19 protein-coding genes are annotated in these 21,362 nt (G+C 56.8%); 8 read left to right on the top strand and 11 right to left on the bottom strand.

Features of this window, described 5'->3' with window-relative positions:
* Positions 1 to 134: 134 nt before the first annotated feature.
* On the bottom strand, positions 135 to 1,091 hold the full coding sequence (locus tag DOQ08_RS09145) for a substrate-binding periplasmic protein (protein ID WP_114334586.1): 957 nt from the start codon (positions 1,089 to 1,091) through the stop codon (positions 135 to 137).
* 71 nt (positions 1,092 to 1,162) lie between these two features.
* A complete protein-coding gene (gene pedF, locus DOQ08_RS09150; protein ID WP_114334743.1) occupies positions 1,163 to 1,591 on the bottom strand; it encodes a cytochrome c-550 PedF in 429 nt (142 codons plus the stop codon).
* 361 nt (positions 1,592 to 1,952) lie between these two features.
* On the opposite strand from pedF, the gene DOQ08_RS09155 reads away from it, so the two are divergent.
* Together DOQ08_RS09155 and DOQ08_RS09160 are read left to right on the top strand one after the other, a co-directional pair.
* Entirely contained in the window at positions 1,953 to 3,800 is a 1,848-nt protein-coding gene (locus DOQ08_RS09155; RefSeq protein ID WP_114334587.1) for a methanol/ethanol family PQQ-dependent dehydrogenase, read from the top strand.
* 74 nt (positions 3,801 to 3,874) lie between these two features.
* Complete coding sequence (locus DOQ08_RS09160) at positions 3,875 to 4,531, top strand: pentapeptide repeat-containing protein (protein WP_114334744.1); 657 nt, start codon at positions 3,875 to 3,877, stop codon at positions 4,529 to 4,531.
* 27 nt (positions 4,532 to 4,558) lie between these two features.
* On the opposite strand, the gene DOQ08_RS09165 is transcribed toward DOQ08_RS09160, so the two are convergent.
* Both DOQ08_RS09165 and DOQ08_RS09170 read right to left on the bottom strand, forming a co-directional pair.
* Complete coding sequence (locus tag DOQ08_RS09165; RefSeq protein ID WP_058341844.1) at positions 4,559 to 5,215, bottom strand: response regulator; 657 nt, start codon at positions 5,213 to 5,215, stop codon at positions 4,559 to 4,561.
* Between the two features lie 3 nt (positions 5,216 to 5,218).
* Entirely contained in the window at positions 5,219 to 6,460 is a 1,242-nt protein-coding gene (locus tag DOQ08_RS09170) for a sensor histidine kinase (protein ID WP_114334588.1), read from the bottom strand.
* 163 nt (positions 6,461 to 6,623) lie between these two features.
* On the opposite strand from DOQ08_RS09170, the gene DOQ08_RS09175 reads away from it, so the two are divergent.
* The 4 genes from DOQ08_RS09175 to DOQ08_RS09190 are packed head-to-tail and all read left to right on the top strand — an operon-like array spanning position 6,624 to position 10,350.
* Complete coding sequence (locus tag DOQ08_RS09175; RefSeq protein ID WP_227537561.1) at positions 6,624 to 7,811, top strand: ABC transporter substrate-binding protein; 1,188 nt, start codon at positions 6,624 to 6,626, stop codon at positions 7,809 to 7,811.
* A gap of 40 nt (positions 7,812 to 7,851) precedes the next feature.
* A complete protein-coding gene (locus tag DOQ08_RS09180; RefSeq protein WP_114334589.1) occupies positions 7,852 to 8,826 on the top strand; it encodes a YVTN family beta-propeller repeat protein in 975 nt (324 codons plus the stop codon).
* Entirely contained in the window at positions 8,823 to 9,545 is a 723-nt protein-coding gene (locus DOQ08_RS09185; protein ID WP_114334590.1) for an ABC transporter ATP-binding protein, read from the top strand. Before DOQ08_RS09180 ends, DOQ08_RS09185 begins: the two co-directional genes overlap by 4 nt.
* Position 9,546: 1 nt before the next feature.
* Positions 9,547 to 10,350 carry an ABC transporter permease gene (locus DOQ08_RS09190; RefSeq protein ID WP_114334591.1) on the top strand — a complete coding sequence of 268 codons (804 nt, stop codon included), beginning with the start codon at positions 9,547 to 9,549 and terminating at the stop codon, positions 10,348 to 10,350.
* A gap of 38 nt (positions 10,351 to 10,388) precedes the next feature.
* Here the strand turns inward: DOQ08_RS09190 and DOQ08_RS09195 are convergent, their stop codons facing one another.
* From DOQ08_RS09195 to DOQ08_RS09205, 3 genes are read right to left on the bottom strand one after another with little or no spacing between them, the layout of a single operon-like run.
* Positions 10,389 to 11,060, bottom strand: a complete 672-nt coding sequence (locus tag DOQ08_RS09195) for an ATP-binding cassette domain-containing protein (protein ID WP_114334592.1) — start codon at positions 11,058 to 11,060, stop codon at positions 10,389 to 10,391.
* Positions 11,053 to 11,802 (bottom strand): ABC transporter permease, encoded by a 750-nt coding sequence (locus DOQ08_RS09200; protein WP_114334746.1) that lies wholly within the window; start codon positions 11,800 to 11,802, stop codon positions 11,053 to 11,055. The genes DOQ08_RS09195 and DOQ08_RS09200 overlap by 8 nt, the downstream gene beginning before the upstream one ends.
* Positions 11,803 to 11,825: 23 nt before the next feature.
* The gene (locus tag DOQ08_RS09205) at positions 11,826 to 12,779 is read right to left on the bottom strand and encodes an ABC transporter substrate-binding protein (RefSeq protein WP_114334593.1); all 954 of its coding nucleotides are present in this window, start codon (positions 12,777 to 12,779) and stop codon (positions 11,826 to 11,828) included.
* 334 nt (positions 12,780 to 13,113) lie between these two features.
* Between DOQ08_RS09205 and DOQ08_RS09210 the strand changes: the two genes are divergently transcribed.
* Positions 13,114 to 13,791: a response regulator gene (locus tag DOQ08_RS09210; RefSeq protein WP_058342435.1), complete on the top strand. Its 678-nt coding sequence runs from the start codon at positions 13,114 to 13,116 to the stop codon at positions 13,789 to 13,791.
* A 19-nt stretch (positions 13,792 to 13,810) separates the two neighbouring features.
* Here DOQ08_RS09210 and DOQ08_RS09215 read toward each other — a convergent pair whose 3' ends face one another.
* The 4 genes from DOQ08_RS09215 to DOQ08_RS09230 all read right to left on the bottom strand — a co-directional run bounded on the left by DOQ08_RS09215 (position 13,811) and on the right by DOQ08_RS09230 (position 20,084).
* On the bottom strand, positions 13,811 to 16,057 hold the full coding sequence (locus tag DOQ08_RS09215; protein WP_114334594.1) for a hybrid sensor histidine kinase/response regulator: 2,247 nt from the start codon (positions 16,055 to 16,057) through the stop codon (positions 13,811 to 13,813).
* 1 nt (position 16,058) lies between these two features.
* Entirely contained in the window at positions 16,059 to 17,219 is a 1,161-nt protein-coding gene (gene nosP / locus DOQ08_RS09220; protein ID WP_114334595.1) for a nitric oxide-sensing protein NosP, read from the bottom strand.
* A 232-nt stretch (positions 17,220 to 17,451) separates the two neighbouring features.
* Positions 17,452 to 18,549 (bottom strand): porin, encoded by a 1,098-nt coding sequence (locus DOQ08_RS09225; RefSeq protein ID WP_114334596.1) that lies wholly within the window; start codon positions 18,547 to 18,549, stop codon positions 17,452 to 17,454.
* A 173-nt stretch (positions 18,550 to 18,722) separates the two neighbouring features.
* Entirely contained in the window at positions 18,723 to 20,084 is a 1,362-nt protein-coding gene (locus DOQ08_RS09230) for a WS/DGAT domain-containing protein (RefSeq protein WP_114334597.1), read from the bottom strand.
* Between the two features lie 330 nt (positions 20,085 to 20,414).
* On the opposite strand from DOQ08_RS09230, the gene DOQ08_RS09235 reads away from it, so the two are divergent.
* A complete protein-coding gene (locus DOQ08_RS09235; RefSeq protein WP_114334598.1) occupies positions 20,415 to 21,338 on the top strand; it encodes an alpha/beta hydrolase in 924 nt (307 codons plus the stop codon).
* Positions 21,339 to 21,362: the final 24 nt, after the last annotated feature.

Below are 21,362 nucleotides of genomic sequence, written 5' to 3' on the forward strand. Positions count from 1 at the left end.
CCAAGTCTCTTGTTGTCAGTTTCGAGCCGAACCGGGAAGTTTTCCCGACCCTGCGTTGATTTTTCGCAAACCTCGCAAACTCAACAATTGCCCCCACGGACAGGTTTTCTCATCACTTGGTAGTAAGACCCGCCCTATTTCTGGCCTTCTGCCTGCGCAATGGCTTCCTCACTCAGGAAATCCCGGTAATAGCCCGGCACGCTGTAAGCAAGCTCCATTCCGGTGAAAGCCTCACTAAGGGTTCCCTCGGTAACCAGTCGATTAACAATTCCCTCAATGGCATAACCCAGCTGACGGTGGGTATGCTTGACCGCCATTCCCACATCCCAGACCTGCTTCATCAACCCCGGGAAACCATTCTGGGCCTGCATAAAGGCCTCATTCTCAGGCTTTGCCAGCTCATGGTGGATTTCTGCTCGCATCCCCATAACGGCACTGACCTCGCCATTGCGCATGGCTTCAAACGCTGCCCTGACGTTGGGGTAGTGGCGCACCTGGTTGCGCATTCGCCCCTGCAACGCGGAACTCAGATAGAAATCCGGCAAGGTATCAATCTCAACACCGATGGGGTGGTACTGGAACACCGCCACGGTATCGACGGTATCGAGCTTTTCCGGGTTATAGGCAATTTGCCAGGTTTCCTGCTGGTAGGGGCCGAACAGCACCACCTGCTCATTGATGTATTCACCGGTGGAATCCTGCATGTAGGCGTACTGCTTGTCGTAAGGCACCCGCATCATCACGTCCGCCAGCCGCTGCTTGTCCAGGTAGTGGCCTTTCCACACGTTGTTGCGCAGGTCATCTCCCAGCTCTTCGTCCGGGATGATCCAGTGCACTCGGAACTCCACACCCATTTCCTGTGCAATCAGCTTCCCTAGTTCCACATCAATACCCCGGGGCTGCCCATCCACCTCATAGGAGTAGGGAGGAAAGTCCCGATATACCCCCACTTTCAGGTAACCGGAATCCAGAACGATGTCGTAAGTGCGATCCGCCGGCCGGTTCAGCAGCTCGTCACCATCGTTAACCTCCTGGGCCACCACGGGCAGCGACAAGAACACAGAGATCAGAAAGGATAGAATTATTTTCATTATTGGTTCCCCCAACGACAGCGAGCCGGCACAGGGCCGGCTATGTTCAGAGCATCTGGACAATCATGGCGTTATTCAGGCTTGGGCAGAGACTCAACATAGGTCCGGATGGCCCACATTGCGTTCTGATCCAGGCTTTTCTTCCAGGACGGCATACCCCGGTCGGTACCGTTACGCACCCGGGTAATAAAGTACTCGTCATCCCACTCCGTCAGCTCCCGCAGGTCCGGCGTCAGCCCGCCCGACATGGCACGAATACCATGGCAACTGGCACAGTTGCCGGCATAGGCGCTTTCGCCCACTTTCACGGCTTCACTGTAGTACTCACTCAACTCATTTCCTTCACGGAATGGATTCTCCATACGCACTTCGTCGCCAAGAGAAGGCAGGTTACCGGTGTTTACCGGCTGTGGTGTCACGTTGCCATGAGCCATGGCCAAACCGGCAGCACCTGCCAGCACGATGGCAATAAGCGGTCTGATTGAAATAGGCATTGTCATTGTTGCTACCTCTATTTGGTTGCCCCAGTGTTGGCTATTGGATTTGTCGGTTGCCAACTCACTGCCAAACAGTTTAAGAACCTGTACCGCTGTTCCGAATGCCACTTTGGGGTTTCCGGCTTAGTTCCTTGGTAGTACACGATCCGGGCGAAGGCGAAAGCACAAGGCAGCATCCTGAAACCGAAAATCCAGCCATTTTTCAGCAAGAAACCGATCATCCGGGAAATTTTCCCGATAATTTCTGACATTTTCCCGAACATCACCTGTCATTTTCCGTCGCCGGACTACCGGGCATTTGCCAATACTCGGAACGTCAGCGTTCTTAACGCGCTGTTCACAACAACAATCAAGGGGAAGGAATATGAATCGTCGACAACATCCACTGATCAGGGGCATCAGCCTGGCCCTGGCGATGGGGACTGCGGGCGCCTTGAGCATGACCACTCAGGCAAAAGAAGTGAGCTGGGAAGACATCGTAAACGACGCCGAAACCACCCAGGATGTTCTGGGCTATGGTATCGGCCCCAAGGCCCAGCGCTACAGCCCGATGACAACCATCAACAAGGACAATATCGAGAGGCTGGTTCCCGCCTGGTCATTCTCGTTCGGGGATGAAAAACAACGGGGCCAGGAGTCTCAGGCGCTGGTACACGACGGTGTGATCTACGTTACCGGCTCCTACTCCCGGCTGTATGCACTCGATGCAAAAACCGGGGAACGGCTATGGGAATACAACCATCGTCTGCCGGAAGGCATTCGGCCCTGCTGTGATGTGGTGAACCGCGGCGCTGCCATTTTTGGCGACAAGGTTTTCTTCGGCACTCTGGATGCGGGCATTGTGGCCCTGAATAAAGACACCGGGAAAATCGCCTGGCGCAAGAAGTTCGCTGACCACGAAGAAGGCTACACCATGACCGGCGCCCCGACGCTGGTGAAAGACCAGAAAACCGGAAAGGTTCTGCTGATCCACGGCTCTTCCGGAGACGAGTTCGGTGTGGTGGGCAAACTCTTCGCCCGGGATCCGGACACCGGTGAGGAAGTCTGGATGCGTCCCTTCGTTGAAGGCCATTACGGGCGCCTCAACGGCGAGAAAAGCACCCCCACCGGCGACCCCAGGGCTCCCAGCTGGCCGGATGACCCCAACAGCCCGACCGGCAAGGTAGAAGCCTGGAGCCACGGCGGCGGAGCGCCCTGGCAAAGCGCCAGTTTTGACCCGGAAACCAATACCATCATCATCGGTGCCGGCAACCCGGCCCCCTGGAATACCTGGGCCAGAACAGCGCCCGGTGGAGATCCGGCCGATTACGACAACCTATACACATCAGGACAGGTTGGCGTAGACCCAACCACCGGCGAGGTGAAATGGTTCTACCAGCATACCCCCAACGATGCCTGGGACTTCTCCGGCAACAACGAGCTGGTACTGTTTGAGTACACCGAAGGCGGAGAACAGGTAAAAGCCACTGCCCACGCCGACCGCAACGGCTTTTTCTATGTGGTGGACCGCACCAACGGCGAATTCAAGAAAGGCTTCCCGTTTGTGGACAACATCACCTGGGCAAAGGGTATCGACAAGAACGGTCGCCCTATTGCAGTCAAAGGCCAGCGGCCACCCCCTGTTCCGGAAGGTGAAACCCGGGGCGAAGCCATTGAAGTATCACCGCCCTTCCTGGGCGGCAAGAACTGGAACCCGATGGCTTACAGCCAGGACACTGGCCTGTTCTACATTCCCGCCAACCACTGGAAAGAAGACTACTGGACTGAAGAAGTCACCTACAAGAAAGGGGCTGCTTATCTGGGCCAGGGCTTCCGCATCAAACGCATGTACGATGACCACGTAGGCGTGTTGAGAGCGATGAACCCGCTCACTGGCGAGATCGAGTGGGAGCATAAAGAGAAGATGCCGTTATGGGCCGGTGTGCTCACGACCAAGGGTGGGCTTGTATTCACCGGGACTGGCGACGGTTTTCTCAAAGCCTTTGACGCCGAAACCGGGGAGGAGCTCTGGAAGTTCCAGACCGGCTCCGGAATCATTTCCCCACCCATCACCTGGGAAATGGATGGCGAGCAGTACATCGGTGTCACCTCCGGCTATGGCGGCGCTGTACCCCTTTGGGGCGGCGACATGGCTGAGCTGACCAAACCGATTTCCCAGGGCGGATCATTCTGGGTGTTCAAGCTGCCGTCATGGGCACAGGCTTCACGCTGAGCGCTGACCTGCCAGGCCCGGCATTGCCGGGCCTTTTCATGCCAAAGAATGTCCAAACAAAAAGAGAGCCAGACATGAAATTATGGATCACAGCAACTCTACTGACCTCGGCTGTTTTTCCGGCCATGGCCAACGATGACATGGCCCACCTGGACACTGTTCAGGTGATCAACGGTTGCAAACTGGAGGCAGAAACCGCTTGCCCGGGCGCTGACTTGCGAGCCGCAGACCTGTCAAACCTGAACCTTCGCGGCGCAGATTTGCGGGGATCAAACCTTACCGGTGCCACCCTCAACCACACAAACCTTCGGGGTGCCAACCTCAATGGTGCAAAACTGGACAATGCCACAGGCTACCGGCTACAGCTCTACCGGGCATCCCTGCGCGGCGCCAAGGTTCGTAATGCCACCCTGCCAGGCCTTCAAGGCGAATACCTGTTTGCCCAGGGAGCGGACTTCACCGGAACGGATATTTCCGGCGCCAACTTCGCCTTTTCCCGCTTTTCAGGAGCAACACTGGCCGATACCCGGGCACCGTTCAGCAGCTTTGAAATTGCCTGGTTGCCCAAAGCAAACCTGCAAGGAGCAGACCTCACCGGAGCAGACCTCCAGGAAGCCAAGTTCGGGCACGCCAACCTTGCCAAGGCCCGGTTATCCGGGGCAAGGATTCACTTTGCCACCTTTGAAGGCACATTTATGGAAGGCTGCACAGACTGCCCCTTTGACTGGTAAGCGCACCCGGAGAGGGCGGGGTCCGGCTCAGGCATTGCCAGCATCAAGCCCCTGCCCGAAACGCACCAGCCCGGCATCAACGGCCAGGTGCACCAGTTCGATGGACGATTCCACCTGCAACTTGCTTTTCAGTAACGCCAGATGGTTGGAAACGGTTTTGCTGCTAACGCACAGACGTTCCGCGATTCTGGCCACGGCATCACCACGGGCAAACATCAGCAACACTTCCATTTCGCGCTGGGTCATATCCCGCAGACGACGGTCCACAGGGCGTTCCCGGTTCAAGGCAAGCCGGGTCGCAATCGGATGTTCAATGTAGGGCTGGCCGGCGCCTACCCTTCGAACGGCATCAGCCAGTTCTTCCGGAGCACAGTTCTTCGACACAAACCCCATCGCGCCCACATCAAGCGCCTGCCGGACCATGGGTAGTTCATCGTGCATGGTAAAAAACAGAATGGCCGCAGTCCGCCAGCGCTGGCGGATACGGCGAGCTACTTCAAGACCGGAGATATCCGGCAGGCCCATGTCGAGCATCAGCACATCGGGTTGAATACTGCCATATCGGGCAACGGCATCCTGCCCATTGTCCAGCTCAGTAATCGCGACTGCCGGCAACAGATTGCGCAGCAGGTTGGCGATACCCTGCCGGACAACCAGGTGATCATCCACAATCATCAGTTTCATTCGTTAACCTCCTGAACCGGCCGAAGGCGAACCCGCTCCCGCCGCCGGCATCGCCAGCAATACCCGGGTGCCCTCTCCCAGATGGCTGAACAGTTCCATCCGGCCACCCAGACATCGGGCCCGTTCGCGCATCGAACGCAACCCCAAACCGCGACAGTCCGACAGATCCCCGGTACCACGACCGTTATCGCAAACCACCACCTCCAGCGCACCGCTTGACTGGGCAACTGTCAGTGATGCCCGTGTAGCCTGGGCATGTCGGGAAATGTTGTTTAATGCTTCCTGCAAGAAACGGTAAAGGTGTGTTTGCTGCTCACCGGTCAGTTCCGGCAAGCAATCATCCAGCTCTAACTGGCAGCTAAGGCCACTGAGTTGTTGCCACTGCTCGGCCAGGTGGCTTATGGCCGAGTTCAGCCCCAGCTGCTCCATCACCAACGGATGCAAGTCCTGCAACAGGTGCCGGAAGTGCTTTTGCACAGTTTCGCAATGATGCGCAAGTTCACTGGCCTGTTTTTTCTGTTCACTGTTCAGCGCCGGGTCGTACAGCCATGCCCTCGCCTGGGCGCGAATACCGGTCAGATACTGACCCAGGTCGTCATGCAGAACCCGGGCTATGTGTTCACGCTCCCGATCCTGGACCCGTAAAAGTTCCGTCATCAGCTCGCGCACCGTTTTCTGCTCTTGCTCCAGGGCAGCCGCCATGGTATTGAAGCGCGCCACCAGGTCGTTCACCTCCTGCAGATTCTGTGCACCCAGCCTCGATGCCAGCTGGCCCCGCTCAACACTCGCCATAGCCTCGCCAAGCTCCGCCAGGGGCCGCAATCCCTGCCGGATAGCCCAACCAAGGGCCACAAAGCAAAGAGTCATGCCAAGCAAAAAGGCCGCGGAGATCAGCACAAAGCTCTCCCAGATTTCTTCGATTTCGTCTGCAGGATCCAGCTGCCAGCCGTTCACCGCCTGAGCGGGAATGCCATCTGCCATCAGGCGATAAAACCAATCCGGCATTTCCCGTGTGGTACCCGAAACCGCCTCACCAACGGAAACCGGTCTGAGATGCCGCATTTCCGGTACCAGCTCCGGCGCCAGCTGCGTTGGTGCTGGAAGACTTGCGGCCAGCTCCATCACTGACCCAAGTTCCCGCTCAATATCTCCCCTCGCCTGAAGGGTGTAGAACACCCCGCCCACTGCATATACAAGCAGGAAAACGGCCAGCATCAGCAGGGAAAGTTTCCGGTAGGCGGTCATGTCGTTATCCATCTGGCGGTATTTAGAGGCCTTACCTACATGCTACGGCGGCCATTTTTTGCAGGAATAGTTCTTTAGTACCGGCACATTCCTACTTTATGAATATTTCCGGGAGGATTTCCCTTCCATAAGCTGGAAGGACAATAAAAACTCGGAGAATGCCATGACCCTCTCCATCAGACAGACCCTGATGACAGCCGTTACCCGATGCACGCTGATCGGCGCCTTAGCAACAGCCACACCCGCGTTTGCCCTGGATATTCGTATCGGTTACCTGCAGTTCGTACCCGATCAGGGGCCGGTACTTTCCAATGTCATCCCGGAACCGGAAGATGCCGGTTTGAGAGGTACTGAGCTTGCCCTGGCAGACAACAACACCTCCGGCAAGTTTCTGGGGCAGAACTATCTTCTGGAAACCCGTGTGACGGATTCTGAAGAGACTGCCCTGGCCGCCTTTACCGAACTGCAGGACGCCGGTATCGACCTGATCATTACCCGGATTCCCGGCCAAACCCTCCGCAAGGTTGTCGAAAGTGCCGACGACAAAACACTGCTGTTTAATGCCGGTGCCCGGGACAATGCCCTGAGGACCGCCAGCTGCCACGCTAACCTGTTACACACCATACCCAGCCACGCCATGCTGACGGATGCCCTGGGACAGTGGCTGAAGCAACGCCGCTGGCAGGAGTTGTTTCTGATAACCGGCCCGACACCAGAAGACAAAGCCTGGGCCGAGGCCTTCCGCCGCACCAGCAAGCGTTTTGGATTAGACATCGTTGAAGATAAGCCATGGACCTTCGATGCGGATCTGCGCCGGACCGCTTCAAAGGAACTGCCCCTGTTTACCCAGGGCGACGACTACGACGCGGTAGTCGTTGCCGATGTCCGGGGTGACTTTGGTGAATATGTGCCGTTCAACACCTGGCTGCCGCGCCCGGTGGTGGGAACCCAGGGCATGACACCGGTTGCCTGGCACCGGGTGGTGGAAAGCTGGGGCGCTGCCCAGCTTCAGAACCGGTTCCGGGAACTGTCAGGCCGAAATATGAACAGCGAAGACTACGCGGCCTGGGCTGCAGTGCGAGCCATCGGCACCGCTGTGACGGCCATCAGTAAAGCCGATGCGCCTGCCATCAGGGACTTCCTGTTCAGCGACAAATTTGACCTTGCTGGCTTCAAGGGCCGGAAGCTCACCTTCCGGGACTGGAATGGCCAACTCCGTCAGCCGATTCCGCTGGTGCATCCCAGAGGCCTGGTTGCCCAGGCACCGTTTGAAGGCTTCCTGCATCCCGAAAGCGAGATGGACACTCTCGGTTACGACAAGCCTGAAAGTAAATGCCGGATCAACAACTGACCGCCAAGGCAGCAGCACTCAAAACAAGAAGGAGTTACCCATGAAAAACCTGTTCAAGCAAACCGCGCTGGCCACCATGATTGGCCTGTCCACGCCCGCACTGGCCAGCCTGGCCTATGTCTCCAATGAGAAGGACAACACGCTTTCCATCATCGATACCGAAACCCAGGAAGTGGTCGAAACCATCGATGTTGGCCAGCGCCCCCGGGGCATTCTGCTGTCCAAGGACTACACCAAGCTCTACATCTGCGCCAGCGATGACGATACCGTACAGGTTTTTGACCTGGCCACCCGCAAGATTGTTGACACTTTGCCCTCAGGGGAGGATCCGGAGCAGTTTTCCCTGCACCCTAACAACAAACATCTGTACATCGCCAACGAAGATGATGCGATCGTGACCGTGGTGGATGTTGAGACCAAGGAGGTCCTGGCCCAGATTGATGTGGGTATCGAACCCGAAGGCATGGCGGTGAGCCCGGATGGTAAGTGGGCAGTAAACACCTCCGAAACCACCAGCATGCTGCACTGGATCAACACCGAAACCTTCGAGATCGAGAAAAACATCGTTGTTGGCCAGCGCCCGCGCCATGTCGAGTTCAGCAAGGACAGTAAAATCGCCTGGGCCTCTGCTGAAATCGGCGGTACCGTCCACATCATTGATGTAGACAACCTGGAGCAGGTCCACGAGATGTCATTCAAGGTACCCGGCGTTAGCCCGGATCGGGTCCAGCCGGTGGGTATCGAGCTGACCTCTGATGGCAAATATGCCTTCGTGGCCCTGGGCCCCTCAAACCATGTGGCGGTCGTAGACGCCCAGTCCTACGAAGTCCTGGACTATCTTCTGGTAGGTAGCCGCGTTTGGCAGTTGGACCTGGATAAAGACGAAAAGCACCTTTACACCACCAACGGGGTCTCCGGTGACGTGTCCGTGATTGATGTGGAAGACCTGAAGGTGATCAAGTCCATCAAGGTAGGCCGCTACCCCTGGGGTGTGGTCATCGACCCGACTTCATGACCATCGAAGCGAGCAACCTCAGCTTTCGTTACGGCGACAAGCCGGTGCTCCGGGAGGTCAGCTTTGCGCTGACCTCTGGCCGCTTCCACGCCTTGCTCGGACCCAACGGTGCCGGCAAATCAACCCTGTTCGGGCTGCTCACACGGCTACTAGCCCTGCAGCAGGGCGATATCTTCATGGCCGGGCAGTCTCTGAAAAAGCAGCCTGCCGATGCCATGCGCCAGATCGGCGTGGTGTTCCAGCAGAACGCCCTGGACCTGGATCTGACCGTCCGCCAGAACCTGCAGTACCACGCCGCGCTGCATGGCCTTTCCCGCAAGGAAGCCAGGGCTCGGGGTGACCGGGAGCTGGAACGCTTCAGCCTGCTGGACCGGGCCAACGATGCCGTCCGCCAGCTCAACGGCGGCCACCGACGGCGGGTGGAAATTGCCCGCGCCTTGCTGCATGAACCCTCGCTGTTGTTGCTCGACGAACCCACGGTGGGCCTGGACGTGGCCAGCCGAAAAGCGCTCAACGAACACGTAAGAACCCTATGCAAGGAAGACGACCTGACCGTGCTCTGGGCTACCCACCTGATCGAGGAAGTCCGTGCGGAAGACCGGGTCCTGATCCTGCACCAGGGCCAGTTGCTGGCTGACGGTAAAGGCCAGGCCATCTGCGAAGCCGCCGGCACCCGGGACCTGGCCGAAACCTTCCATTCCCTGACCGGAGCCGGCTGATATGAAAGCAGCTCACTACTGGCATTGTTTCGTAGGCATCCAGACACGAGAATGGTTGCGGTTCTGGCAGCAGCGCACCCGCTTCGCCAGCGCCCTGGTCCGGCCACTGCTCTGGCTGGTGGTATTCGCTGCCGGGTTCCGGGCGGTACTGGGCATTTCCATCATCCCGCCCTATCAGACCTACATCACCTACGAGACCTACATTGCCCCCGGGCTGTGCGGCATGATCATCCTGTTCAACAGCATGCAGGGCGCCTTGTCCATGGTCTACGACCGGGAGTTGGGCAGTATGCGTGTGTTGCTGATGAGCCCCCTGCCCCGGCCCTTCCTGCTGGTGACCAAACTGCTGGCCATGGGTGTGGTGTCCATCGGCCAGGTGTATGTGTTCCTGCTGCTGGCACTGCTGATGGATGTAGAGCCACCGCTCTGGGGTTACCTGGCCGTATTGCCAGCGTTGATTCTTACCAGCCTGATGCTGGGCGCGTTGGGGCTATTGATCGCCACATGGATCAAACAGTTGGAGAACTTTGCAGGGGTGATGAACTTCGTAATCTTCCCGATGTTCTTCATGTCCTCAGCGCTCTATCCGCTCTGGCGCATGAATGAGGCCAGTCCCTGGCTGTACTGGATCTGTCAGTTCAATCCGTTCACCCATGCGGTGGAGGCGATCCGGTTTTCGCTGTATCTGGAGTGGAACCCGATGGCCTACGGGATTACCGCCGGCGTGACAGTTACCCTCGCTTTGCTCGCGACTGCTGGCTTCCGGCCGCAGCGCACGAAAATACTGGGCGGAAGGCCCGCATAGTGTTCGGGGCAGTTGTAGGGGAGCTGACTTGCACGGATTCAGAGACCAGCCAAATCCGGATCACGAAGCGCCCCAAGCAGCCCATCGATCAATCCGGGCTCACCGATCGCGTCATCCCACTGAAGACGCGCAGGCTTGCCGTCGAGATACCACAGACGGTTCGCCAATATCTCGGCATCTCCACCATCATGGGTAACACAGATCATCGCCATCTCCGGACACGAATCCAGAATCCCGGCAATCAGCGCCTTGAGCTCACCCGCCATCACGGGATCTAATGACGCAAACGGCTCGTCCAGCAACAGCAAGTCCGGTTTCACGGCCAGGCAACGGGCCAGGGCCGCCCTTCTGGCCATACCCAGGGAGAGCTGGTCCGGCAGGTAATGGCCATAACCGGACAATCCCACCTGTTCCAACAAGCTTTCAGCCTCCTGATCACTGGCCCCCACCAGTTTCAGATTTGCATCCAGACTGCGCCAAGGCAGCAGGCGATGTTCCTGGAACAGGTAGCCCACCCGGAGCTTGTCGCGACCAATAACCGCCTCGTCCGGAACCGATTTATCGAGGCCGGCAATCGCGTTCAGTAGCGTGGTCTTGCCGATACCCGAGGGGCCCAGAAGGCAGATGCGGTCGCCCCGCGCAACGGTTGCGAAGACCTCTCCGAGCACAGGCTGGCCGAAATCGCGGCCTGCGATTCTGAGCTCAAGCATGGGCCGCCTCCGGCTGTCGCCAGCGACTGGAGCGGCGCTCAAGGGGCTGGAGGATGGCCAGTTCAATCAGCTGGACTACGGCAATAAACGCCAGGCTGTAGGCAAGAATGGCGGCCACGTCGAAAACCTGAAACGCCATATGTAATTGGAAGCCAACGCCGCTGGAACGGCCGAGCAGCTCTACCACAAGGACAATTTTCCAGATCAGGGCCAGGCCGCCTCTTGTAGCCGCCATGAGATAGGGAAACAGCTGGGGTACCCAGACTTCCCGCAATCGTTGCCATCGGGTGAAGTCGTAAACGGTGGCCATTTCCTCGAGCCTATAGTCCAGGCTACGGGCACCTTCCCGGACAGTAACCGCCACGTTGGGCACTTTGTTGATCACAACTGCCATCACCGCAGCCACTTCCACCAGGCCGAACCAGACATACATGAGGATGATGGTGACCAGGGCCGGCAGGTTCAGCAAAAGCACCAGCAAGGGATCGAAAAGGGCATTGGTGGTTGGCGAACGGCCCATGACGATGCCGATGGCTGTACCGATGATCATGGCCAGAATAAAGGCGACCACCACACGCCCGAGGGTCGCGCCCAGATGATGCCAGAGCTCGCCGGTCGCCGATTCACGAATCAGGGTGTCGAGCACGTTCAGAGGCGTCGGCAAGAGGGGCGACTGAAGCAGCCAGGCAATGAGCCCCCAGAGCAGGACAAACGACGGCAGGACTACCCAGTAGCTCCACAGCGGCGGCCGGCCGGCACGGCCTTTCACGGCTGCCTCTGGTAAAACAGATGGGCCGGCATAAGGTTGTCCGGGTCGGCGCCGGTGAGGGTCATCAAACGTTGTAGGTCAGCGATTCTCTGGTCCGTTTGCGGCGCAGGCGTCCCGGCGACAAAGCCCTCTCGCAGTGCTGCGAAAACACTGTCGTCCGGATCTCCCATGAGAGGACGCAAGCGCTGCCAGTAGGATGTACTCTCCGCCAGCTCGGCTTTGGCCTGTTGCAGGGAAGCTGCAAACCGATCCATCAGCAGGCCATTGTCTCGCGCCCAGAGCTCTGGAAAGACATAACCAAGCACCGGCAGGTTGCGATCCAGGTCCAGCTCAGTGAGCAGGTCAGCCATACCAAACGCCGATCGCCAGCCGCCCTCGCCCCTCATGCGGGCCGCAAAATGCCAGTAGGTAACGATAACATCCACCTGCCCGCGCTTTAGCGCCTGGCTCAACAGAGGCGGGGCTGCGAACTGAAGTTCGGCGGATTCCTCCAGATTGATTCCCTGGCGCTGTGCGACTTTCTTGAGCAGTATCCAGCCCTTGCTGTCCGGCCCGCCCGCAACGCCGATGCGCTTGCCGGCCAGATCCGCCACCGAGCGAATCGGAGAGTTGTCAGCGACGACGATATCGCCAATCTGGGAGGAGAACGGCACGAACAGGTAGGGCGTGCCGGCCTCGAATCGTGACTGTGCCCACAGCAGATCGGCCACAGCGCCGTGCACCGAACCGCTGGTGACCGCCAGCCTGGAGGCCGGCAGGTTGGCAACCGGTTTCAACTCCAGCCGATAGCCATATTCCCGGTCCAGCTCCCGATGCAGGAGATGATCGAGCTCCCAGTGGGCGGTTCCAAACTGCAACACGCTGACGGACAGCATGGGCAGGTCAGATGCTTCTTCCCGGGCATGGACACCGCCAGCAAGACTCAAAAGAAAACATAGTAGTGCGGCCATTGCCTGTTTGATCCATGGATCAGCAAGAGAGAATGCGGAGACGGTCGTTATTGTTGGTTGTAGGCTCATTACTACACGATACGAAGCCCGCAGCCCGGCAAGAATAGTACTTTGGTACCTGTTTTTTGGTGCGATGGTCGCATTCAACCCGAGACCAAGATGGCGTGTAATGAAACCATCACAATAATAAACAGAGGATCGGAACCGACTCCGGCGATTCTCTACACAGGAGGCCGCCATGCTGAACGAGCTCGATGCCGCACTGTCTTCCGAAAACCGCTATCATGACTCGGAAGCCATCCCCGACAATGAAAACAAGCAGGTAGAAGCAACCATGGAACCGGCGTATAAGATTCTGATTGCCGACGACCACCCGCTGTTCCGGGAAGCCATCAGCAGCGTTATCGCCTCCGGCTTCGAAGGCAGTGAAATCATCGAAACCGATGACCTGGACAGCGCTCTGGAAATCACCCGCGAGAATGACGACCTGGACCTGATCCTGCTGGACCTGAATATGCCCGGCATGCACGGGCTCAACGGCCTGATTACCCTGCGTAACGAAGCACCCACCATTCCCGTAGTGATTGTCTCTGCCGAGGAAGACAAACAGATAGTGCTGCAGGCGATCACCTATGGCGCGGTAGGGTTTATCACCAAGTCCTCACCCCGGGCCCAGATGACTGAGGCCATCCAGCAGATACTGAACGGCAATGTTTACCTGCCATCAGACATTATCCGCACCAGTAAAGAAAGCTCCCACCGGCGTACTCGAAGCGATGAGAACCTGATTTCGCCGGAACTACTGAACTCTCTCACCAGGCGCCAGTTGTTGGTGCTGGAACGTATGGCCAAGGGTGAATCCAACAAGCAAATTGCCTACAACCTCAACATCGCAGAAACCACGGTCAAGGCCCACGTCTCCGCGATCCTGAGAAAGCTCGGTGTTCACAACCGGGTACAGGCTATCCTATCGGCTGGGGATGTGGACTTCAGTCAGTATCTCAAACGCTGAACGCAGCCGGCATCAGCACTCAGCAACGCATCACGTGATTGAGTACACTCCTGAGCTTAAGCGGTTTGACCGGTTTGTTCATCAACAGGTAACCAAGCTCCCGGATATGCTGTTTCAGTTCATTGGTGTAGTTGGCGGTGATCATCAGGACCGGCGCTGGCTGTGAGCGCTGAGCATTGATCACTGCCACCGCGTCGACGCCATTTTCATCATTATCCAGGTGATAATCCGCCAGTATCAGATCTACCGGAGCCCTTGCCACATCTACCTGCCCTGCCAGGCCCTCGGCAGAAACAGCTGTGGTGACCCGGCAACCCCAGCCTTCCAGCAAGGTCTTCATCCCCTGGCAGATAGCCAGGTCATTATCGATCACCCACACCCGGGCGCCTTTCAAACCACTATCGAGCATCGGCAGGTGAGGCCCTCGGGGTGCCGGTTGGGCTGACTGAAGTTCTCCGAGGGGCACCCGGACGCTGAACACGGAGCCTTTTCCCTCAACAGATGATACCGAGACCTCATGACCCAACATCCGGGCAATCTTGTCAACGATAGCCAGGCCCAGGCCCAGCCCTTTGTCTGCCTGGGCACCCTTGGGGCGAATCCGTTTAAACTCCTGAAAGATTTCGGTGAGCTTGTCTGCCGGAATACCTGGCCCGGTGTCCCAGACCTGCAGCAACACGTGGTCATGCTCGCGACGGCAACCAAGCAGAATCCGGCCCTGGCCGGTATAACGAATGGCATTGGTCAGGAAGTTTCGCAGTATCCGCGCCAGCAACTGTGAATCCGACTGAACCACTGCAGAGCAGGGTACGAAATCCAGCCGCTGCCCTTCAGCCAGAGCCATCTGCCGGAACTCCCGGGCGATGTTATTGAGCAGATCCCGGAGATCAAAGGCGGTCACGTCCGGAGTGATCACTCCGGCATCCAGCTTGGAAATATCCACCAGTGTGCCCAGCAGATTCTCTACATCATCCAACGAAGTACTGACCGAACGCACAAGGCTCTCGGCCTTGGGCCCGAAGCTCTGCTCAAGTAATGCACTGGTGAACAAGCGTGCGGCATTAAGCGGCTGCAGCAGATCGTGACTGACAGCAGCCAGGAACTTGGTTTTAGAAAGGTTGGCCTGTTCAGCCTCCTGCTTCGCTTCCCGGAGACGGGCTTCCACTGCAGAACGTTCCGAAATTTCCTGCCGGAGTTGCTGGTTCAGGCCTGTCAAGGCGGCGGTGCGCTCTCGCACCCGGTGCTCCAGGTCGTCGTAGGCCTGCTCCAGCGCAATCGCGGTCTTGCGCCTTTCGGTGATGTCTCGGATCAGAACAAAAAAGCCGGTCACCTCGCCGGTTTCATCCCTGTTGGGCACATAGGAACGCAACATGTACCGCTGTTCACCATGCTCGCCGGTTTCCTCGAACTCAAAGTTCACACTGTGCCCGTCCAGTACTTCCAGTATCTGGGGCAGCAGACGCTGGTAGAACTCATCGGAATGCACTTGCTCCAGACGCTTGCCCAGTGGTGACACACCATTACGGCCATACCAGGCCTGATAAACCTTGTTGCAGAACTGGACGGTGAGGTCTGCCCCTACATAGGCAATCAACGCCGGCACATGGTCGGTGACGACCCGGATCCAGCGCTCGCTTTCTTCCAGCGCCTTGATGCGACGGGCCATTTCACTGTTCTTGACGTCGGTAATGTCAGAGTACAACACCACCAAGCCCCCCTCACGGGTAGCTCGTTCGGTCATCTGCACCCAGCGACCATTGGAGAGTAGGAAAAGTACCCCCTCAACATCCTCCTGACGATGCTCTTCCACAATCAAACCGGAACTCTCGGCAAGAGCTTTTACCGCATCGATATGGGTACCCGCTTTCGGCACCGACACGCGGGCATGGCGCCAGTAGCTCCGGAAACGGCTGTTGGTTTGAATCAGACGATGATCACAGTCAAACAGTACGAAGCCATCAGCGATGTTCTCAATGGCATCGCTCAGCCGCTGCCTCGAGGTTTCATCCTCTTCCCGAGCCCGGCTCAGCGCTTTATGACTCGCTTTAAGCTCATCCATGGCCAGGTTCAGGGCTTCGGTGCGTTCCCGTACCTGCTCGGCAAGAATGACCGAATGTTCAAACGCCGCATAGGGCGCAGGCTTATGTCCGGCACCGGATTCCACGCGAACAATCAGGGCATCTCGGATACTTCGGAGCCGCTGATTCTCCGCTTCCAACTCCGCAATCCGGCGGTCTTTATCATCCGGCAGGGGCTGCCCGTTCATACTAGCCGGGGAAGTCAGGCTGACCAATGACCACCCCCGTAAAAGTCTGGTTTATGTGCATTCCGTTGAACTGCTCCCCGTAGGAGTTAAAACCGACCACCTTATGTTCCCTCAGAAACGCCGAGACGGCATCCGATTGCTCGGTCAGCTCGGCTTCCAAACGCCGTAAAAAACAATCACAGGCAAGAGTCACCAAAGGCTTACCGACCACCCGCTCGGAGGCATCAAGCTGCGCCCGCACACTCTCAAGCAAAGACCCCGGATTCATAGCAGTCATCACAATGCCGGTCTCAACCGCACAATAAAACGTGAGACTGCCATCAGGGTTCACCCGCTGTATCGAACGGACAAAATAATTACCCCCGACTTTTACCCCCAAGGGCTGCAAGGCAAAAACCTCCCGGTCCAGTTGGGCAACGGGAACACTGACAGTGCGGGCGTATACCTCTGCAGCAGGCTCCGCGTTCAACTCAAAGACGGTACGCGTCTCTGGACAAGCTCGGGTTACCACAAGCTTATCCGCCTGTTCCTGCATGTGGTGCGTCGAAAACACTCGAAAATCCAGCGGTGTATTCACCAGCATCACCGTCGCCGCACTGCTGTGAAAGCGCCCGTCGAAAAAGACATGGGTACCGGCCAGGCGCTCATCGTCTCCGGCAGAACCACCGAACTGGGGTATCGAACCCAAAGCCGCATTCAGGGTTGCCAGAACAAGCTCTTCCCGACTCGAAAGGCCATCAAGCATGGTTATCGCGAAGGTATTGCCTTTAACGGGCGCCAAGCGGGCGTCACGACAAGTATTAAGCAACCGGCCAATCACACTCTGTGCGTTCTGCAGCGTGAAGCCGTCAAATTCATCGATCAGCGCGCAATCAATGGCAAAGTAGCGGGCATCAAACCCCAGCGCGCTGATGCAACCTCGGTCATACCCCTGCTCGGTGATCTCTCCCGCAGACGTACAGCCGTAGACTCGCGCATTCGGAAACGCCGCTTGAATCGCAGGCCCAAGGCGTTCCAGGTCAAATTCAACAGAGCAAAAGAACAGCACGCATCCGAGGTTTTCATGCTGAAGCTGCTCGGCAAGGTGCGCAGCGGCAAGTTCTGGTTCCCGTACGCTAACGCTGGCGGTTCGGACCGCCGGTTCCTGATTGTCTGCGTGCATTGAAAGGGCCCTTGGGCAACGGGGAGATTGCTCCGATTCTACGCCGTTGTCAGAACAGAGGAATTCGACTTCAGTGCTTTTTATTGGCTCGCCAAAACGGTGATAACCCATTGATTATTAACCTCATAAATCAATGGCCGGTGACACAGCCTAATTTCGGCACAAGAAAACCGGCACTTTAGTCGGAATAACAGGCGGGTGCCGGTGCCAGAACGGGCACCGGCCGGGCAGATTAGAAGGTTACAATCGCGCCCACAGCCAGGGTGTCAGTATCGACGACAGTGACATCCGATGACTTGGTTTTCTGCTCAAACAGGTTGTACTCGGCCACCAGCTTGAAGTTGCTGTTGACGTCGTGGAACACCGCAAACGAGGTGTTCTCGGTGTCAAAATCGCCCTGTTCCGAATCTGTTTCGCCATAAGACACCACAAACCGGTTCGCACCCAGAGAGTAAGAACCCTGTAGCAAGTAACCATCCGCATCGTCTTCTGACGCCAGAACAGAGTCGCTGATCAACACCGGCACATCCCCTTCCGATTTAAAACCGGACGCAGTCAACGAGAAACCCGCTACCGCTGCTTTTAGACCATAACCGACGCCCTTACTGTCAATTTCCGTTGTAGCATTCTCTGAGCTCTGGTGGCGACCATTTAACCAGCCGGTCAGAGCCAGCCCTTCAACATCAACACTGTAGGTAACCTCTGCTTCAAAACGAGGAAGCGATTGTTCAGAGCCCACGCCGGTTGTATTGGCCGGTTCAAAAATACCCGCGGCGATGTTCAGGCCACCCAAGTCCGGTGACCGATAGGTAATCTGCGCCGAAGGGTTCGGGTAGGGATAACCGGTGCGAATATTGCCGAAAGAGACCCCCGTCGCCGCGCCGGGAGAGCCAAACCCCATCAATAATTCATCAAGGAAAATGTTGGAACGAGCATACAGCCCGAAATCCTTACCGATCAGAACCTGTCCAAAGGCCCCATCTACCGTTGCGTATAGTTGGCGTACATCAATGCTGGTATCAGTCGGCGATTGCAGGCTGTCGTTAATGGTGCTCCAAAATGAAGAACGGCCACCCAGAGTCAAGTCACCCACCTTCTTACTGAAGTTAAAGCCGATGGTGTTAGGCAAAAATCCCATCTTGACGTCGGAGTTGCGAACGTCATCGACCTTATCGTCACGATTCACATAAAAAGCATTAAAATAACCGTCTGCGGAAAAAGCGGTTCCATTCTGGTTGTAGATCTCCACGGCAGCCTGCGCCCCCGCACTTCCCCCCATCACTGCGGCTAGCGCAAGTAACGAGCCTGATTTTCTGATTTTATTACTCATACATCCCCCGGTTATTGTTTGAAATCTGGGATCAGGGGCGCTGCGCTAAACAACAGCCCCAGGCACAATTGCGCGCCTGCGGACCATAGTCAGGGAATAGAAAAGGGGAGAATATTGTCCGTGAGAGCAGGTTGCCTGCTCATTTGGGAGGCATGATTTATGGAACTTTCGACTTACGACTCGCCCGCGAGCTGCTCCAATTCAGACAGGCAATCGTCTAAAAACTCATCGGGCGCAGCCAAAACCGCTTTATCGGCCACCACACCAAACTGCACCTGATCCGCATAACTGACAATGCTCACGCCCAAGCCGATATCGCCAGCCTGAGGCACCCAAAACATCTGTTCTTTAATTGCACAACCGGCAAGGTACCGAGTTTCAGGTGTGCCTCGAACGTTGGATACCACGGCAGACGCTTTACGGAAGAACAAATCGGCCAACGGCTTTCTTCCCACTTCCGGCAACAACGGCGCACAAGCTGTTAGCCCCCAAGCCAAGCCCGGCTGAATGCTTTTCTTAAGCTTTCGGGTTTCATGCTTCACGCGGAACAAGCGCTCCAGTGCGCTTTCTCCATCAACGGGCAAAGGCACGAAAACCGTACCGAAACAATTTCCAAGCTCACCATCGTCCGGCTTGATGCCCTTGGGCAGCTGAACACGAATATCCACTGGCACGGCCGCGTGCATCACGGCATCGTTCAACTGTTCTTGTGTCAGGCCGAGTTTCGGGCGAACAGCGGCAGCCACACAAGCGAGCAACACATCGTTAATGGTTGTATGGGTGCTTTTCGCGATCTTTCGGAAACGTTCCAATTCAACGGGGGCGGACCAACTGCAGCTTCGATGTCCGAGCAGCGGCTGTTTAAGATCAGACGGAGTATCTTCTTCCTCAATCAGAAATTCGCTGATTTTGTGCACCAGACGCGCGCCACTCTGTACCGCCTTGCCAACCTGTTTGTGGGCCGAGCCCGTGCTCACTGAAGCGCGAGGCATCTCTGTATTAGCCAACTGGGTCAACATGGAGCTCAGCCACTGTTGTGCAGTTTCCGTCCACTGACCAAGCTTTGGCACTTCCGGCGCACCGTATAAAGCCGGGTACTGTCTGGGTGAAGAAGGGCACAATTGGTCGAAAACGCCCAACAGTGACAATCCGTCCGCGTAACAATGGTGGATTCTTAATAACAGTACCGCCCCACCCTCTGCATGGGGTGCCAACCAAAACTTCCATAAAGGGCGATAAAAAGGTAACGGGTCGTTTAAACGCGTGGAAACCCAGCGCTTTAACTGGGCTTGATCGAACGGGTCCTGAATAACATCCAGATGGCGAGCGGGATTGAATGTGCGGTCTTCTTGCCAATACCAAGCGGGTGTGCGCCACACGGGGCGGTAGCGAAAACGCTCCCAAGCGACCCAATAAACATTCAGAAACTCCCGGAACCGGGCGGCTGTAAGGCCTTCAACCCGGAGCATGACAGTAATAGTCATAGGGTTATCCGGCTGTTCCAAAGCCAGCCAGGCCGAATCCGAAGGCAGCATTAAATGCGATTGCTCTTGGCTCAAACCCGAAGTTCCCCGATGGCTGTCTTATTATTGAGAGTTCTGCATTGTGCCAGAGTCAGGGTACTGTCTCCATATACTAACCACCTCTCATAATTACAAAAAGTTACGTTACTCTGTAGTTTCACTCTATACTGGACATATCGCTTAGTGCGATTGTTATACAAACGACAGCTGAGCACAGGCTTGGCCTAAAATCGTCATTTGTGCGGGCAATCGTGCCACTCCACAAATCGAACAATCGCGATACAACGGGAACACAAGCTACGATCAACCCAACAACAAGTAGCTGTGCCGGGAGAAACAAACATGAAAGCCAGTCACATCCGAAAACTGATTAAACCGATCGATATCGCCTACTCCGAGATGTTCTCGGGTCGCGTATACCGGGTCGGAAAAGGTGCGGTATCCACTCGCAACCACAGTGGTGCTGCAGAGCACACGGTTATCGGCGTGCACGGCTTTCTGGAAAACCATTGTTACTTCACGCAAACCTACGATGCCCCCACGACCGAACTCATTCTGCTCACTTGCAGTAACTACCACATTCCGGTCAACGGCGTGACACCTGAAAAGGCCGAGTGGGAAGTCCCCATCAAATATCTGGAAGGGACAATCGAGTACGATGCCTGCATTCTGAACCAAGCTCTACAGAATTTGCCCTCTACCCGAAATATTCGCGTGCACGGCCATTCTCGTGGCGGCGCTGTGATTCTGGAAGCGATTCGCCAGTGGCCCGAGCTGTACGACGATGTTGAAGTGGTCCTGGAAGCCCCGGTTCTGCCGCAAGGAAAGATCCACCCATTGGTGACTATGCTACTGGAACCCGTCAGCCATGGCATGTGGCCCTGGATTATCCGCCTGATCAACAGCGCACCGCAATCGGCCTACGGCCAAACCTTTTTTGGCAAGATGAACCCCCGTAAGCGCGAGCTGTTAAGCAAACTATTTTGCGCCACTAAAGACCACCTGACCATTGTGCGCAATATTGAAAACATCATGGAGTGGATGGAACGCACCGACTGCTCCGTGTATCAGCACATTCGTTACGGCACCTTCCTGATTCCGGCCACCGACCGTGTTCTCGACCGCACTGCCATGCTGGCCAGCGCCAAAACCAGCCCGACCACCATGCGAATTGTCGAAACCGGGGCTCCCAGCCACTTCGTCACCCTCGACAGCGTCGAGTGGCTTCCGGACTTCGAGTCGATTCCCAAAGCAGCCCAAGCCTGATCCACGCCCGAAAGCCGCGGGTGC

This window comes from Marinobacter litoralis (assembly GCF_003336705.1).
GTDB lineage: Bacteria > Pseudomonadota > Gammaproteobacteria > Pseudomonadales > Oleiphilaceae > Marinobacter > Marinobacter litoralis.

Excerpts from the sequence above, each read along its gene's own strand:
- DOQ08_RS09145 (WP_114334586.1), bottom strand. The coding sequence starts at position 1,091 with ATGAAAATAATTCTATCCTTTCTGATCTCTGTGTTCTTGTCGCTGCCC.
- pedF (WP_114334743.1), bottom strand. The coding sequence starts at position 1,591 with ATGACAATGCCTATTTCAATCAGACCGCTTATTGCCATCGTGCTGGCA.
- DOQ08_RS09155 (WP_114334587.1), top strand. The coding sequence starts at position 1,953 with ATGAATCGTCGACAACATCCACTGATCAGGGGCATCAGCCTGGCCCTG.
- DOQ08_RS09160 (WP_114334744.1), top strand. The coding sequence starts at position 3,875 with ATGAAATTATGGATCACAGCAACTCTACTGACCTCGGCTGTTTTTCCG.
- DOQ08_RS09165 (WP_058341844.1), bottom strand. The coding sequence starts at position 5,215 with ATGAAACTGATGATTGTGGATGATCACCTGGTTGTCCGGCAGGGTATC.
- DOQ08_RS09170 (WP_114334588.1), bottom strand. The coding sequence starts at position 6,460 with ATGACCGCCTACCGGAAACTTTCCCTGCTGATGCTGGCCGTTTTCCTG.
- DOQ08_RS09175 (WP_227537561.1), top strand. The coding sequence starts at position 6,624 with ATGACCCTCTCCATCAGACAGACCCTGATGACAGCCGTTACCCGATGC.
- DOQ08_RS09180 (WP_114334589.1), top strand. The coding sequence starts at position 7,852 with ATGAAAAACCTGTTCAAGCAAACCGCGCTGGCCACCATGATTGGCCTG.
- DOQ08_RS09185 (WP_114334590.1), top strand. The coding sequence starts at position 8,823 with ATGACCATCGAAGCGAGCAACCTCAGCTTTCGTTACGGCGACAAGCCG.
- DOQ08_RS09190 (WP_114334591.1), top strand. The coding sequence starts at position 9,547 with ATGAAAGCAGCTCACTACTGGCATTGTTTCGTAGGCATCCAGACACGA.
- DOQ08_RS09195 (WP_114334592.1), bottom strand. The coding sequence starts at position 11,060 with ATGCTTGAGCTCAGAATCGCAGGCCGCGATTTCGGCCAGCCTGTGCTC.
- DOQ08_RS09205 (WP_114334593.1), bottom strand. The coding sequence starts at position 12,779 with ATGGCCGCACTACTATGTTTTCTTTTGAGTCTTGCTGGCGGTGTCCAT.
- DOQ08_RS09210 (WP_058342435.1), top strand. The coding sequence starts at position 13,114 with ATGGAACCGGCGTATAAGATTCTGATTGCCGACGACCACCCGCTGTTC.
- DOQ08_RS09215 (WP_114334594.1), bottom strand. The coding sequence starts at position 16,057 with ATGAACGGGCAGCCCCTGCCGGATGATAAAGACCGCCGGATTGCGGAG.
- nosP (WP_114334595.1), bottom strand. The coding sequence starts at position 17,219 with ATGCACGCAGACAATCAGGAACCGGCGGTCCGAACCGCCAGCGTTAGC.
- DOQ08_RS09225 (WP_114334596.1), bottom strand. The coding sequence starts at position 18,549 with ATGAGTAATAAAATCAGAAAATCAGGCTCGTTACTTGCGCTAGCCGCA.
- DOQ08_RS09230 (WP_114334597.1), bottom strand. The coding sequence starts at position 20,084 with ATGCTGCCTTCGGATTCGGCCTGGCTGGCTTTGGAACAGCCGGATAAC.
- DOQ08_RS09235 (WP_114334598.1), top strand. The coding sequence starts at position 20,415 with ATGAAAGCCAGTCACATCCGAAAACTGATTAAACCGATCGATATCGCC.